This window comes from Pseudomonas sp. GD03875, from assembly GCF_029840585.1.
Lineage (GTDB): Bacteria > Pseudomonadota > Gammaproteobacteria > Pseudomonadales > Pseudomonadaceae > Aquipseudomonas > Aquipseudomonas paralcaligenes.
The window spans coordinates 1-13,668 of the sequence record NZ_JAOCCV010000056.1 but is presented as its reverse complement, the minus strand read 5'-3'; the positions used below and the strand labels follow the sequence as shown (position 1 = coordinate 13,668).

The following is a 13,668-nucleotide window of genomic DNA, read 5'->3' as shown; positions in this document are numbered from 1 at the left end:
GCTGCGGCCACTGGCTGCAGAGCGAGGACGGCGCGCGGGTCAACGCCCTGCTGCTGGACTTCCTCGACCGCCACTATGGCGCGTAGGGTGCCGTGATCCGGGGCGGGGCCGCCCCGCCGTTCGATCCCGTTACAGGTCGTTTGGGCTGTTTCCAGCGCTTCAGGTAAACTGCCGCATCTTTTGTACGCCTATAACGATCCGCCTGATGCCGACCACTTTCCACGAGATCCCCCGCGAGCGCCCTGCCACGCCCCTGCTCGACCGTGCGGACACCCCGGACGGCCTGCGCCGCCTGGCCGAGAGCGAGCTGGAAAGCCTCGCCGACGAGCTGCGCCAGTACCTGCTGTACAGCGTCGGCCAGACCGGCGGGCACTTCGGCGCCGGCCTCGGCGTGATCGAACTGACCATCGCCCTGCACTACGTCTTCGACACCCCGGACGACCGCCTGGTGTGGGACGTGGGCCACCAGGCCTATCCGCACAAGATCCTCACCGGCCGCCGCGAGCGCATGGGCACCCTGCGCCAGAAGGACGGCCTGGCCGCCTTCCCGCGGCGCAGCGAGAGCGAGTACGACACCTTCGGCGTCGGCCACTCCAGCACCAGCATCAGCGCGGCCCTGGGCATGGCCATCGCCGCCCGCATGCAGGGCAGCAGGCGCAAGGCGGTGGCGGTGATCGGCGACGGCGCGCTGACCGCCGGCATGGCCTTCGAGGCGCTCAACCACGCCTCCGACGTCAAGGCCGACATGCTCGTGGTGCTCAACGACAACGACATGTCGATCTCCAAGAACGTCGGCGGCCTGTCCAACTACCTGGCCAAGATCCTCTCCAGCCGCACCTACTCGAGCATGCGCGAAGGCAGCAAGAAGATCCTCTCGCGCCTGCCCGGCGCCTGGGAGATCGCGCGCAAGACCGAGGAACACGCCAAGGGCATGCTGGTGCCCGGCACCCTGTTCGAGGAGCTGGGCTGGAACTACATCGGCCCGATCGACGGCCACGACCTGCCGACCCTGCTCGCCACCCTGCGCAACATGCGCGACCTGGAGGGTCCGCAGTTCCTCCACGTGGTGACCAAGAAAGGCAAGGGCTTCGCCCCGGCCGAGGCCGACCCGATCGGCTACCACGCCATCACCAAGCTGGAGCCGATCAACGCCCCGGCCCAGCCGAAGAAGCCATCCGGGCCGAAGTACTCCAGCGTGTTCGGCCAGTGGCTGTGCGACATGGCGGCGCAGGACGAGCGCCTGGTCGGCATCACCCCGGCGATGAAGGAAGGCTCCGACCTGGTGGCCTTCGCCGAACGCTTCCCCGAGCGCTACTTCGACGTGGCCATCGCCGAGCAGCACGCGGTGACCCTGGCCGCCGGCCTGGCCTGCGACGGCGCCAAGCCGGTGGTGGCGATCTACTCCACCTTCCTCCAACGCGCCTACGACCAGCTGATCCACGACGTGGCGGTGCAGAACCTCGACGTGCTGTTCGCCATCGACCGCGCCGGCCTGGTCGGCGAGGACGGCCCGACCCACGCCGGCAGCTTCGACATCTCCTACCTGCGCTGCATCCCCGGCATGCTGATCGCAACGCCCAGCGACGAGAACGAACTGCGCCTGCTGCTGACCACCGGCTACCACTTCGCCGGCCCGGCCGCCGTGCGCTACCCGCGCGGCAGCGGCCCCAACGCGCCCATCGACCCGGCCCTGGAGCCAGTGGCGATCGGCAAGGCGGTGGTTCGCCGTCGCGGCCAGCGGGTCGCCCTGCTGGCGTTCGGCGTGCAGCTGGCCGAGGCCCTGCGCGTCGGCGAGGCGCTCGACGCCACGGTGGTCGACATGCGCTTCGTCAAGCCGCTGGACGAGGCCCTGGTGCGCGAACTGGCCGGCAGCCACGAGCTGCTGGTGACCATCGAGGAAAACGCCGTGATGGGCGGTGCCGGCTCGGCCGTCGGCGAATTCCTCGCCGCCGAGCGCATCGTCGGACCGCTGCTGCAGCTCGGCCTGCCCGACGGCTACGTGGAACACGCCAAGCCGGCCGAGATGCTGGCCGAGTGCGGCCTGGACGCCCAGGGCATCGAGGCCGCGGTGCGTTGCCGCCTGGAACAGCTGCAAGGCTGAGGCAGGCCGGCAGCATCCGCGGCGGCATCACAGGCTGACCCGGCGCCGCGCCATGCGCGGCCCCGGCCCGTACGGAACGGATGCGGCATGGACATCAAGCAGCTCAAGTTTCTCGTCGCCCTCGAACGGACCCGCCACTTCGGCCTGGCCGCGACCGACTGCCATGTCACCCAGCCGACCCTGTCCATGCGCCTGCGCGACCTGGAGGACGAACTGGGCCTGGAGCTGATCCGGCGCAACCAGCGCTTCCTCGGATTCACCCCGGCGGGCGAGCGCATCCTGGCCTGGGCCCACAACCTGCTGGACGCGGAAGCCGGCCTCTATGCCGAGGCGGCGGCCTGCCGCGGGCAACTGGTCGGCACCCTGCGCCTCGGCGTGGTGCCGCTGGCCGGGCTGGACCCCATCCGCCTGGTCGAACTGCTGTTCGCCAGCCATCCGCAGATGCGCTTCCAGCTGTTCGCCCTGAGCAGCGAGCAGATCCTCGAACAGCTCACCCGCAACCAGCTGGACCTCGGCCTGGCCTACATCGAGCGCCTCGCCACCCGCGAGCACTTCACGGTGCACAGCCTGGAGCCCACCGCCATGGGTCTGCTCCACGACACCCGGCACTTCCGCTTCGACCCCGCCGGCCTGGGCTGGCAGGCGGTCGCCGAACTGCCCCTGGGGCTGCTGTCGGCCGGCATGCACTTTCGCCAGTCGATCGACCACGCCTTCCGCCAGCGCGCCCTCAAGCCGCAGCTGCGGCTGGAGACCGACTCGATCTTCCACCTCTTGCAGGCGGTCGGCGCGGGCCTGTGCTGCGGGGTGGTGCCACTGGACGCCTCGCTCCAGGCCCACGACGAGCACCTGCGCCTGGTGCCCATCGAGGACGCCCATACCCTCGCCCCGCTGAGCCTGATCATGGCCAGCGGCGCGCCGCGCTCGCCGCTGGCGGAAGCCTGCTTCGAGGACATCCGCCGCAACCTCGCCCAGGCGCTGCGGGGCGACGCGCTGCTGCCGCGATAGCACTTGTATTGGCGGGGCCAAGCGCTTAAGGTCGCGCGCACCCATCCAGGTGTGCCGGACGAAGCCCCTCGGCCTCGTCGCCACGGCATTAAACGGGAAGCCGGTGCGTTCCCCGCGAACCATCCCGGCGCTGCCCCCGCAACGGTAATCGACCCCGATCGCTGATCGGCGTCCGCTCGAAGCCACTGTGCCCAGGCACGGGAAGGCGGGCGGATGGGAGTCGAGAGCCCGGATACCGGCCTGCATGGTGACCACTGGTGTTGCGGAGGGCGGCACCATCAGGTGCGGCCGCCCGCCACGCCTGCTCCTGCCCTCCTCGAAAGCCTGACCTTTTGAGGAACCGATGATGAAGATTTCCCGTCTCGCCCTGGCCGTGGCGCTCGCCCCCGGCCTGACACTCGCCGACGACCTGCCCCTGGACCAGGCGCTGAAACTGTCCGACACCGTGGTCACCGCCAACCGCGAGGCCCAGCCGCGCGGCGAGAGCAGCGCGGCGGTCAGCGTGTTCACCCGTGAGGACATCGAGCGCCTGCGCCCCGCCAGCGTCGGCGAACTGCTGTCGCGCGTGCCCGGCGTGCAGGTGGTGCGCAACGGCGGCCGCGGCGCCAACACCAGCCTGTTCATCCGCGGCACCAGCAACGCCCAGAGCCTGCTGCTGATCGACGGCGTGCGCGTCGGCTCGGTCTCCGCCGGCGGCGCGGCGCTGCAGCACCTAAGCATCGAGCAGATCGAGCGGGTCGAGGTGCTGCGCGGCTCGCGCTCGGCCCTGTACGGCGCGGACGCCCTCGGCGGCGTGGTGCAGATCTTCACCCGCCGCGGCGAGAGCCAGGGCGTCAACCCGCAGCTGCGCCTGGCCGGCGGCAGCGACGGCACCTGGGAGCGCAGCCTGGGCGTGTCCGGCGGCGACGGGCGCACCCGCTACAACCTCACCGGCAGCCTGGTGGAAACCGACGGCATCGACCGCACCGGCCTGTCCTTCGACAGCGACCGTGACCACGACGCCTACCGCAACCGCAGCTTCGGCCTGAACCTGTCGCATGCCGTCAGCGACGTCCTGGAGATCGGCCTCAGCGCCTTGGACCAGCGCGGCAAGAGCGAGTACGACAACCCCTACGGCCGCTTCGACACCACCACCTACGAGACCTTCCCGGCCCAGCCCTGGAGCGAATTCAGCCTGAGCAGCATGGCGGCCTACGCGGACGCGAAGCTCGGCGACAACTGGAACAGCCGCCTGGAGCTGGGCCACAGCGAAGACCGCCAGGAAGACCTCGACAAGCTCTACCCGGGCAGCGACGTGTTCAACACCTACCGCGACTCCGCCGCCTGGCTGAACACCGTGGAACTGGGCAACGGCCACCAGCTGCGCGCCGGCCTCGACTACCTGAAGGACAAGCTGCACAGCGCCACCGCGTACAGCGAGGAGAGCCGCTGGAACCAGGCGCTGTTCGTGCAGCACGGCTACCGTGGCGAGCACTTCTCCACCGAGATCGGCCTACGCCACGACAAGAACGAGCAGTTCGGCAGCGAGAACACCTGGAACGCCGCGCTGACCCTGCCGCTGAACAGCGCCAACGAGCTGGTGCTGTCCTATGCCGAAGGCTTCCGCGTGCCCACCTTCAACGACCTCTACGGCCCGGACAGCTGGGGCGCCAACCCGGACCTCGACCCCGAGCGCTCGAAAAGCGTCGAGCTGCAGTGGCGCAGCCAGCTGGCGGAAGGCACCCGCCTGGAAGCCTCGCTGTACCGCACCGACATCCGCGACCTGATCACCTACGTCTGGGACCCGATGACCTACATCGGCCGCAACTACAACGTCGACGAGGCGCGCATCAACGGCTTCGAGGCGAGCCTGCAACAGGACCTGTTCGGCTGGCGCGGCAACCTGGCGCTGAGCATCATCGACCCACGCGACCGCGACAGCGGCCACACCCTGGCGCGCCGCGCCAAGCGCAGCCTGAGCCTGGACCTGGACCGCGACATCGGTGCCTTCGCCGTGGGCGCCAGCTGGCAGCTGTTCAGCCAGCGCTACGACGACGTGGCCAACCAGCGCGAGATTCCCGGCTACGGCGTGCTCGACCTGCGCGGCAGCTGGAAGGCCAGCGACGAGCTGGCCCTGGACCTCAAACTGGCCAACGTGCTGGACAAGGGCTACAGCAACGCCCTGTACCAGTACGCCGGCGACTACCGCTACTACGGCTATCAGGAAACCCCGCGCAGCCTGATGCTGGGCCTGACCTGGAGTCCGAAGCTGTAAATCCTCGCCAGAGGAATGCGAAAGGCCCCACGATGGGCAATGCCTGTCGGTCAAGAGAAACGCCGTGACTCCCCTGCTGGATCACGGCGTTTTTCCTTGGCTATGCCCGAGTCGGCTGTGGCGAACCGACTCGGCCTTTGTGGGAGAGGCTGAACGGCATTCCGATGGCTATGAACCCGTTAATTCTGCTCGTGTGGGAGCGGCCTCGGCCGCGAAATTCGCGGACAAGTCCGCTCCCACAGGGTCAATGGCGCTCGCCAACCATGGAAAACGCCTTGAGTGACAGGGGGTCCCCAGGATGGGGCCTTTTGTCCCATTTGCCATGCGCGGGTTTCACCCGCCCCGCCGTAGGGCGGGTGAAACCCGCGTGCCGTTCATCTTCCTACCTGGCCCGCGCCAACAGTTCGCACAGCTTCCCGGTGGCTTCCAGCATCTGGAAGCTGGGGCGTTCGATGCCCTTGTCCGGCACCGGCCAGAGCTGGTCCAGGCGCACCGCCGCCAGCTGCGGCCAGGCGCGCCAGTGCTCCAGTTCGGCGCCGCTGCCGCCCAGGATCACCCGCGGCGAACGGGCCAGCACCGCCTCGACGCCGATCTGCGGCGCCGGCATCCGCAGGTCGTCGAACACGTTGCGCGCCCCGCACACGCTCAGCGCGTCGCCGATGATCTGCCCAGCGCCCACGGTGTACAGCGGCTGGTGCCAGATCTGGTAGAACACCGGCAGCGCAGGCTCGCGGTGGTAGCGGGCGCGCAGCCCGGCCATGCCCTGGCGAAAACCGTCGCGCAGCTCACGGCCGCGCTCGGCGCGTCCCATCCGCTCGCCGAGTTCGGCGAACAGCTCGGCAAGCTGCTGCAGATCGCGGGGATCGCCGAAGTAGAGGGGAATGCCCATGTCGTCGAGCTGGCGGCGCTGGGCGTCGGGCAGGCTGCCGGGCGTCAGCAGCAGCAGGTCGGGCTTGAGGCTGAGCAGGGTCTCCAGCTCCAGGGTGCCGAAGCGCCCCACCGAAGCCACTTCGGCCAATTCCGCCGGCCGCTCGCCGCCTTCCAGCAATCCCACCAGGCGATCCTGGGCGCCCAGCTCGACGACGATTTCCGACATCGACGGCGCCAGGCTGACCACCCGCTCGGCCGCCACCAGCGGCTGGCAGGCCAGGAGCAGGCAGGCGAGCAGCAGCGGTCTAGCCAAGCTGGCGCGGGATGCGATACAGGCAGAGCAACACCACGCTGCTCATGGCCAGGAGGATCAGGGCGACGGCGTTGAGCCCGCTGAACAGCGCCAGGGCGGCGATCCAGGCCGGCAGGCCGGCGCCGAGGAACCCCTTGCGCCGCTGCCGGGCCAGCTCCAGCCAGGCCTCGCGCTCGTGCTCGCCGTCCAGCGCCGCCTGGGTGGCGATCAGGGCGCGCTTGTAGCCGGAAAACAGCGGCAGGCTGACGAACATGGATGCCATGCCGGCGATGAACAGCGGCATTTCCAGCACGCTGCCGAGCGCCTGGCTGCCGCCGAACAGCAGGTTGAGGAGGAACAGCGGGCCAAGGGCGAAGCCGAGCCAGCGCCACCATTCGAGGGCGAGCCGGCGGCGCACCTCGGCGCGGGTCATTCTTCCTCCGCCTGGTGCAGCAGCCCGAGCATGTGGCCGAGCTTGCCGACCTTGGTCGCCAGGTACTTGCGGTTGTGCGGGTTGTGCCCCGCCTCCAGCGCCCGGCGCTCGGCCACGCGCACGCCGATGTCCTCCAGCGCCTTGACCTTGCGCGGGTTGTTGGTCATCAGGTTGATGGCGCGGATGCCCAGGTGATCGAGCATCGGCTGGCAGATCGTGTAGTCGCGCTGGTCGGCGGCGAAGCCCAGGCGCTCGTTGGCCTCGACGGTGTCGGCGCCGCCGTCCTGCAGCTCGTAGGCGCGGATCTTGTTCAGCAGGCCGATGCCACGGCCCTCCTGGCGCAGGTACAACAGCACGCCACGGCCCTCGGCGGCGATGGCGCGCAGGGCGGCTTCGAGCTGGGCGCCGCAGTCGCAGCGCTGGCTGAACAGGGCGTCGCCGGTCAGGCACTCGGAGTGCAGGCGGCCCAGCACCGGCCGCCCGTCGGCGACGTCGCCCAGGGTCAGGGCCACATGCTCCTTGCCGCTCTCCTCGTCGAGGAAACCATGCATGGTGAAGACCGCGAAGGGCGTGGGCAGCTGGGAGGCGGCGACGAAGACGACGGACACCGGGTGCTCCTGTGAGGTTCGGCGGAAAGGGCCGCATTGTACCAGCCAGCGCGGGGGCAGGCGCAGCCTGAATTGTCGTCGATAAGGATCGAAAGGGCCGATCTGACGGGCAGATGCGCCATCTGCGAGTGGCACGGGAGCGCGGGGTGCACCCCGCGGTTGGCGCTAGAGCTTGGATTCCAGCTGCAGCACGCCGTTTTCCTCGCGCCAGCGCACCCGGCTGAGGAAGCTCATGCCTAACAGCACTTCGGTGGGCGAGTCACCCTCCAGCACCGCGCCCTCCACGCCGAGCACCTCCAGGCCGCCGACCTTGACGCGGTCCAGCTTGACCCGCCAGGCCTTGATATTGCCGCCGGCGGTGCTGACCATCATGGGCCGGCCATCCACCCGGTAGTCGAGGCCCAGACGGCGGGCCTGGCCTTCGTTCATCGCCACCGTGGTGGCACCGGTGTCGACCAGGAACTGCACCGGGTGACCGTCGATGGAGCCAGCCACCCAGTAGTGGTTGCCGGCACCGCGGCTGATGCTGAACTGGGTCTTCTGCGATTCGGTAGGGCCGGCCTGGTTGTACTCGCGCGACAGCGCGTAGCTGCGCTGCACCCCGTCGACTTCCAGCACCGCGCCCTTGTTGTCGGCGCTCACCACCTTGACCCCGCCCGGTCCGGTCTGCCCGGTGCGCACCAACTTGCGGTGGCCGTCGACCAGCAGCACCGCGGCACCGGGAAACAGGCCGACCACCTGCACCTGGGGCTCGGCGTGCAGCTGCGGGGTCAGGGCCAGCAACAGGCCGGCGGCGAACAGCTCAAGGCGACGCATCGGGTCTCTCCATGTCCTCGTCGAAGGGGTACTCCTGGGACCAGCGCCGGAAGATCGGCCGCAGGCTGCCATCGCGCACCAGTTCGGTCATGCGCCGGTCATACAACTCGGCCAGGGCACGCCCGCGCGCAGTATCGGCAAAGCCGACGTACAGCGGCAAGCGGGTCAGCGCCGTGATGCGAAAGCGTTCCGGCTGCGGCCCGCTTTCCTGCACGTCTGTGGCCTCGGTGATGGCGTCGATGTAGAAGTCGGCATGGCCCCGTTCGAGCATCCCCAGGATGCCGGAACGCCGCTCGATCTCCTGGAAGTTCAGCGGCCCCGGCAGATACTTCTGGAAGCCGTAGCCGCGCATCCAGGCCAGCCGGTACTTCTTCAGGTCGTGCAGGTCGGGCACCGGCTGCTCCACGAGCCCGAGCGCCGCGATGAGGTCGGCGTCATACGGCCAGCGCGGGTAGACGACTTTGTCTTCGACCTCGCCGAGGTAGGAACCCAGCCAGGCATCAGCCTCGCCGCGCTGCACCAGGCCGACTGAGCGGGTGTAGGGCACGTTGCGGTAGTCCACCCGCACCCCGGCTGGCTCGAACACCTTGCGCATGATTTCCCAGGCCATGCCGCTGCCATCGCGGTTGGTGTAGTCGGCCCAGTATTCGCTGACCAGCTGGACCTTGTCGGGCAGCGCCTGGCTCGCCTGGGCGGAGAGTCCGACCAGACCGAGCAGCAACCCCAGCATCCACGCGCGCATCCGCATCCCTCGGCTCAGGCCAGCCCCCACACCAGCAGTTGCATGGCGACCCAGGCGAACACCCCGGCCAGCACATCGTCCAGCATGATGCCGATGCCACCGTGCACATGGCGGTCGATCCAGCGGATGGGCCAAGGCTTGATGATGTCGAACAGCCGGAACACCAGAAAGCCTAGCAGCAACCACTGCCAGCCTTCCGGCACCAGCCAGAGGGTGATCCACATGCCGACCATCTCGTCCCAGACGATGCCTTCGTGGTCGTGCACGCCCATGTCCTCGGCCACCCGGCCGCACAGCCAGAAGCCGAACAGCATGGTCACGCCGAGCATCAGCCAGTAGCCCCAGTCCGGCAGCATCTGCCACAGGGGAATGAAGGGGATGGCCACCAGCGAGCCCCAGGTGCCCGGTGCCTTGGGCATGAGGCCGGAGCCGAAACCGAAGGCGAGGAAATGCCAGGGGTTGCGCCAGACCTGCGGCGCCACTTTCACCAGTTCAGTCACCACGACTCCCGAAATGTTGATAGCCCGTCCTTGACGGCTCGTGGTGGCGGCCCTGGCCGTTCACCAGGCTCACACCCTGTCCCGGCCGTGCCCGGCCGATCACCGCGGCCTCCGGCCATTGGGCCTGCAGCCCCGGCAGGAGTTCAGGCGGCAGGGTAAACGCCAGCCGGTAGTCGTCGCCACCGCCCAGCGCGCAGTCCGTCGCCGCCGTGCCGGCCAGCGCCCGCAGCGCCGGCGACAGCGGCAGGCGCTCCAGCTCGATCTCCAGGGACAGCCCCGACGCAGCGGCGATATGGCCGCAGTCGGCCAGCAGGCCGTCGGAGATGTCCAGCGCCGCCGTCGCCCGACCGCGCAGCCACTGCCCCAGGGCCAGCTGCGGCTCGGGCGCCCAGTAGCGTTGCAGCAGATAGTCGGCGTCGGCGCCCACGGCCGCCTGCCGGCCCAGCACCAGCGGCAGCGCGCCGGCGCCATCGCCCAGGCTGCCGCCAACGCACAGCAGGTCGCCCGGCCGCGCGCCGGCCCGGGTCAGGGCCTGACCGGCCGGCACCTGGCCAAACACGGTGAGGGTCAGGCTCAGCGGACCGCGGGTGGTGTCGCCGCCGACCAGGGCGATGGCACAGTGCCCGGCCATCTGCGACAGGCCGCGGGCGAGGCCGTCCAGCCAGTCGGCGCGGGCATCGGGCAGGGTCAGGGCGAGGGTGAAGGCCAGCGGCTCGGCGCCCATCGCGGCGAGGTCGCTGACGTTGACCGCCAGCGCGCGCTGGCCGAGCAGGAAGGCATCGCAGGGGTCGGGGAAATGCACGCCGGCCACCAGGGTGTCGGTGGACACGGCCAGCTGCCGGCCAGCACCGGGCTGCAGCAGGGCGCAGTCGTCGCCGATGCCCAGCGCCACACCCTCGGCCGCCTGCGCGCAGGGCGCGGCGGCGAAGTAGCGGCGGATCAGCTCGAACTCACCCACGAAACGCGCCCCTCTCCCTCTGGGAAAGGGGTTGGGGGTGAGGGAACGCCAGGCAGCCCATCCGTCAGCGCTTGTTGGCCTTGACTTCGGCCGCGCGCAGCTCCGGCGCCAGCTTGTCCAGCACGCCGTTGACGAACTTGTGCCCGTCGGTGGCGCCGAACACCTTGGCCAGCTCGATGCCCTCGTTGATCACCACCTTGTAGGGCACGTCGACGCGATCCTTCAGCTCCCAGGCGGACAGGCGCAAGATGGCCAGTTCGACCGGGTCCAGCTCGTCCAGCGGAATGCTCAGGAACGGCGCGAAAGACGCGTCCAGCTCGGTCTTCTGCCGCGCCACACCGGTGAGGATCTCGTGGAAGTAGGCGCCGTCGACGCCGCTGAAGTCGTTGTCGACGCGGAACTGCGCCTCGATCTCGTTCAGCGACTGGCCGGCCATGTGCCACTGGTACAGCGCCTGCATGGCCAGGCTACGGGCCACGCGACGCTGCGCGATCTTGCCCTTGGCCTTGGGCTGCGGAGCGTCCTGGTTGTCGTCGTGATTCAGGCTCACTTGGCCTCCAGGGCCGCCAGCAGGCTGACCATTTCCAGGGCGGACAGCGCGGCCTCGGCGCCCTTGTTGCCGGCCTTGGTGCCGGAGCGCTCGATGGCCTGCTCGATGGAGTCGACGGTCAGCACGCCGAAGGCGACCGGCACGCCGTATTCCATGGATACCTGGGCCAGGCCCTTGGTGCACTCGCCGGCGACGTATTCGAAGTGGGGGGTACCGCCACGGATCACCGCGCCGAGGGCGATGATGGCGGCGAATTCGCCGCGCTGGGCGACCTTCTGGGTGACCAGCGGGATCTCGAAGGCGCCCGGGGCGCGGATGACGGTGATGTCGCTTTCCTTCACACCGTGGCGGACCAGGGCGTCGACGGCGCCGCTGACCAGGCTCTCGACGACGAAGCTGTTGAAGCGGCCAACCACCAGGGCGTATTTGCCTTGCGGCGCGATGAAGGTACCTTCGATGGTCTTCAGGGTCATGGGCGAGTCTCGGTTCGGATAAAGAGCCGGGGCGCCGCGGGGGCGCCCCGTAAACATAGGATATGAACGAAGGCCGCGGCGGGCCTCATTCAGCGGGCAGGTATTCTACAACTTCCAGATCGAAGCCGGATATGGCGTTGAACTTCATCGGCGAACTCATCAGGCGCATCTTGCGCACACCCAGATCGCGGAGGATCTGCGAGCCGGCGCCGACGGTGCTGTAGGTCGCCGGGCTCGGCGTCGGCTGCTTACCCAGGTGGGCCAGCAGCTCGGGGCCGGTGAGCGGGTTGCCCAGCAGCAGCACCACACCGCTGCCGGCCTTCGCCACCTCGGACATGGCCGCGCGCAGGCTCCAGCGGCCCGGCTGCTTGACCAGGAACAGGTCGCGCAGCGGCTCCATGTTGTGCACCCGCACCAGGGTCGGTTCCTCGGCACATACCTTGCCCAGGGTCAGGGCCATGTGCGCGGTGTTCTCCACGCCGTCGCGGTAGGTGACCAGGGTGAACTGGCCCAGCTCGGTGTCCAGCGGCTGCTCGCTGACGCGCTCGACGGTGCGCTCGTGGATCAGCCGGTAGTGGATCAGGTCGGCGATGGTACCGATCTTCAGGCCGTGCTCCTCGGCGAACTTCTCCAGCTCCGGGCGGCGGGCCATGGTGCCGTCGTCGTTCATCACCTCGCAGATCACCCCGGAAGGCTCGAAGCCGGCCATGCGCGCCAGGTCGCAGGCCGCCTCGGTGTGGCCGGCGCGGGCCAACACGCCGCCGGGCTGGGCCATCAGCGGGAAGATGTGGCCGGGGCTGACGATATCGTCGGCCACCGCACTCTTGGCGACGGCGGCCTGCACGGTGCGCGCGCGGTCGGCGGCGGAGATGCCGGTGGTGACGCCCTCGGCAGCCTCGATGGAGACGGTGAACTTGGTGCCGAAGCCGGAGCCGTTGCGCGGCGCCATCAGCGGCAGGTTGAGCGTCTCGCAGCGCTCGCGGGTCATCGGCATGCAGATCAGGCCGCGGGCGAAGCGGGCCATGAAGTTGATGTGCTCGGCGGTCACGCATTCGGAGGCGATGATCACGTCGCCCTCGTTCTCGCGATCCTCGTCATCCATGAGGATGACCATCTTGCCGGCGCGGATGTCTTCGATCAGTTCTTCTGCGGTATTCAGGGCCATGGCGGCGCGTCTCACTTGTTCAGGTAGCCGTGTTCGGCCAGGAAGGCTTCGCTGATGCCGGACGAGCTGGGCTCGGCGGCCTTGTCGCCGAGCAGCAGGCGCTCCAGGTAGCGCGCCAGCAGGTCCACTTCGAGGTTGACCCGGCGCCCGGGGCGGTAGTCGGCCATGATGGTCTCGACCAGGGTGTGCGGCACGATGGTCAGCTCGAACTCGGCGCCGTTGACTGCGTTGACCGTCAGGCTGGTGCCGTCGACTGTGATCGAGCCCTTGAGCGCGATGTACTTGGCCAGCTCGCGCGGCGCACGCACGGTGAACTGGATGGCGCGGGCATTTTCCTCGCGCTTGACGATCTCGCCGACCCCGTCGACATGGCCACTGACCAGATGACCGCCCAGGCGGCTGGTCGGCGTCAGGGCCTTCTCCAGATTGACCCGGCTGCCGGCCTTCAGCTCGACAAAAGCGGTGCGGGTCAGGGTCTCGCGGCTGACATCGGCCCAGAAGCCGTCGCCGGGCAGCTCGACCGCGGTCAGGCACACGCCGTTGACCGCGATGCTGTCGCCCAGCTTGACGTCGCCGAGGTCCAGCTTGCCGGTCTCGACGTAGACGCGCACGTCGCCGCCCTTGGGCGTCAGCGCACGGATGGTGCCGATGGATTCGATTATGCCGGTGAACATGCGTCCTCCCGGTGAGTCTTGCAAAGCAGCATGGATGATCTCCTGTTTTGGTCAAAAACAGGGCAATGCCGATCGATAGGGATTTTCGCGGGCGCAGCCGATGGCGCCCCGGAAGGGAATCCCGCTCTCTCTTTATCCGGACTATACCGTCGGCCCCGGAATCGCACCGGGTCTGCTTGACCTCGCGCGGCAGGTGCCGTGGCGAGCGCTCGCGGGCTAGGCCGAAG

The 13,668-nt window shown here is 69.1% G+C and carries 14 protein-coding genes and 1 riboswitch; of the genes, 3 read left to right on the top strand and 11 right to left on the bottom strand.

Going from position 1 to position 13,668, the window contains the following annotated elements; genetic code table 11:
• Positions 1-205: 205 nt before the first annotated feature.
• From dxs to N5D30_RS25480, 3 genes are all read left to right on the top strand, one after another.
• On the top strand, positions 206-2,101 hold the full coding sequence (gene dxs, locus N5D30_RS25490; protein WP_279911235.1) for a 1-deoxy-D-xylulose-5-phosphate synthase: 1,896 nt from the start codon (positions 206-208) through the stop codon (positions 2,099-2,101).
• A gap of 87 nt (positions 2,102-2,188) precedes the next feature.
• Complete coding sequence (locus N5D30_RS25485; protein ID WP_279911234.1) at positions 2,189-3,106, top strand: LysR family transcriptional regulator; 918 nt, start codon at positions 2,189-2,191, stop codon at positions 3,104-3,106.
• 30 nt (positions 3,107-3,136) lie between these two features.
• A riboswitch (cobalamin riboswitch) is annotated at positions 3,137-3,365 on the top strand.
• A gap of 87 nt (positions 3,366-3,452) precedes the next feature.
• A complete protein-coding gene (locus N5D30_RS25480) occupies positions 3,453-5,360 on the top strand; it encodes a TonB-dependent receptor (RefSeq protein ID WP_279911233.1) in 1,908 nt (635 codons plus the stop codon).
• 382 nt (positions 5,361-5,742) lie between these two features.
• Here the strand turns inward: N5D30_RS25480 and N5D30_RS25475 are convergent, their stop codons facing one another.
• The 11 genes from N5D30_RS25475 to N5D30_RS25425 form a co-directional block, all read right to left on the bottom strand.
• A complete protein-coding gene (locus tag N5D30_RS25475; RefSeq protein ID WP_262880366.1) occupies positions 5,743-6,543 on the bottom strand; it encodes a helical backbone metal receptor in 801 nt (266 codons plus the stop codon).
• A complete protein-coding gene (locus N5D30_RS25470) occupies positions 6,536-6,955 on the bottom strand; it encodes an MFS transporter (RefSeq protein ID WP_279911232.1) in 420 nt (139 codons plus the stop codon). The genes N5D30_RS25475 and N5D30_RS25470 overlap by 8 nt, the downstream gene beginning before the upstream one ends.
• Complete coding sequence (ribA, locus tag N5D30_RS25465; RefSeq protein ID WP_279901881.1) at positions 6,952-7,563, bottom strand: GTP cyclohydrolase II; 612 nt, start codon at positions 7,561-7,563, stop codon at positions 6,952-6,954. Before ribA ends, N5D30_RS25470 begins: the two co-directional genes overlap by 4 nt.
• Positions 7,564-7,728: 165 nt before the next feature.
• Positions 7,729-8,379 (bottom strand): TIGR02281 family clan AA aspartic protease, encoded by a 651-nt coding sequence (locus N5D30_RS25460; protein ID WP_279911231.1) that lies wholly within the window; start codon positions 8,377-8,379, stop codon positions 7,729-7,731.
• Positions 8,366-9,127 (bottom strand): transporter substrate-binding domain-containing protein, encoded by a 762-nt coding sequence (locus N5D30_RS25455; protein WP_279911230.1) that lies wholly within the window; start codon positions 9,125-9,127, stop codon positions 8,366-8,368. The genes N5D30_RS25460 and N5D30_RS25455 overlap by 14 nt, the downstream gene beginning before the upstream one ends.
• An 8-nt stretch (positions 9,128-9,135) precedes the next feature.
• Positions 9,136-9,621, bottom strand: coding sequence for a phosphatidylglycerophosphatase A (locus N5D30_RS25450; protein WP_262880365.1), 486 nt, complete (start codon positions 9,619-9,621; stop codon positions 9,136-9,138).
• A complete protein-coding gene (thiL, locus tag N5D30_RS25445; RefSeq protein WP_279911229.1) occupies positions 9,614-10,579 on the bottom strand; it encodes a thiamine-phosphate kinase in 966 nt (321 codons plus the stop codon). Before thiL ends, N5D30_RS25450 begins: the two co-directional genes overlap by 8 nt.
• A gap of 64 nt (positions 10,580-10,643) precedes the next feature.
• Positions 10,644-11,129: a transcription antitermination factor NusB gene (gene nusB, locus N5D30_RS25440; RefSeq protein ID WP_279911228.1), complete on the bottom strand. Its 486-nt coding sequence runs from the start codon at positions 11,127-11,129 to the stop codon at positions 10,644-10,646.
• Positions 11,126-11,602 (bottom strand): 6,7-dimethyl-8-ribityllumazine synthase, encoded by a 477-nt coding sequence (gene ribE, locus N5D30_RS25435; RefSeq protein WP_043310363.1) that lies wholly within the window; start codon positions 11,600-11,602, stop codon positions 11,126-11,128. The genes nusB and ribE overlap by 4 nt, the downstream gene beginning before the upstream one ends.
• 85 nt (positions 11,603-11,687) lie before the next feature.
• Positions 11,688-12,767, bottom strand: a complete 1,080-nt coding sequence (gene ribBA, locus N5D30_RS25430) for a bifunctional 3,4-dihydroxy-2-butanone-4-phosphate synthase/GTP cyclohydrolase II (RefSeq protein ID WP_220814687.1) — start codon at positions 12,765-12,767, stop codon at positions 11,688-11,690.
• A gap of 11 nt (positions 12,768-12,778) precedes the next feature.
• Positions 12,779-13,441, bottom strand: coding sequence for a riboflavin synthase (locus tag N5D30_RS25425; RefSeq protein ID WP_279911227.1), 663 nt, complete (start codon positions 13,439-13,441; stop codon positions 12,779-12,781).
• Positions 13,442-13,668 lie beyond the last annotated feature (227 nt).

What these genes read in the sequence shown, in the direction of transcription:
- dxs (WP_279911235.1), top strand. Translation starts at nt 206, where the DNA reads ATGCCGACCACTTTCCACGAGATCCCCCGCGAGCGCCCTGCCACGCCC.
- N5D30_RS25485 (WP_279911234.1), top strand. Translation starts at nt 2,189, where the DNA reads ATGGACATCAAGCAGCTCAAGTTTCTCGTCGCCCTCGAACGGACCCGC.
- N5D30_RS25480 (WP_279911233.1), top strand. Translation starts at nt 3,453, where the DNA reads ATGAAGATTTCCCGTCTCGCCCTGGCCGTGGCGCTCGCCCCCGGCCTG.
- N5D30_RS25470 (WP_279911232.1), bottom strand. Translation starts at nt 6,955, where the DNA reads ATGACCCGCGCCGAGGTGCGCCGCCGGCTCGCCCTCGAATGGTGGCGC.
- N5D30_RS25460 (WP_279911231.1), bottom strand. Translation starts at nt 8,379, where the DNA reads ATGCGTCGCCTTGAGCTGTTCGCCGCCGGCCTGTTGCTGGCCCTGACC.
- N5D30_RS25455 (WP_279911230.1), bottom strand. Translation starts at nt 9,127, where the DNA reads ATGCGGATGCGCGCGTGGATGCTGGGGTTGCTGCTCGGTCTGGTCGGA.
- ribE (WP_043310363.1), bottom strand. Translation starts at nt 11,602, where the DNA reads ATGACCCTGAAGACCATCGAAGGTACCTTCATCGCGCCGCAAGGCAAA.
- ribBA (WP_220814687.1), bottom strand. Translation starts at nt 12,767, where the DNA reads ATGGCCCTGAATACCGCAGAAGAACTGATCGAAGACATCCGCGCCGGC.
- N5D30_RS25425 (WP_279911227.1), bottom strand. Translation starts at nt 13,441, where the DNA reads ATGTTCACCGGCATAATCGAATCCATCGGCACCATCCGTGCGCTGACG.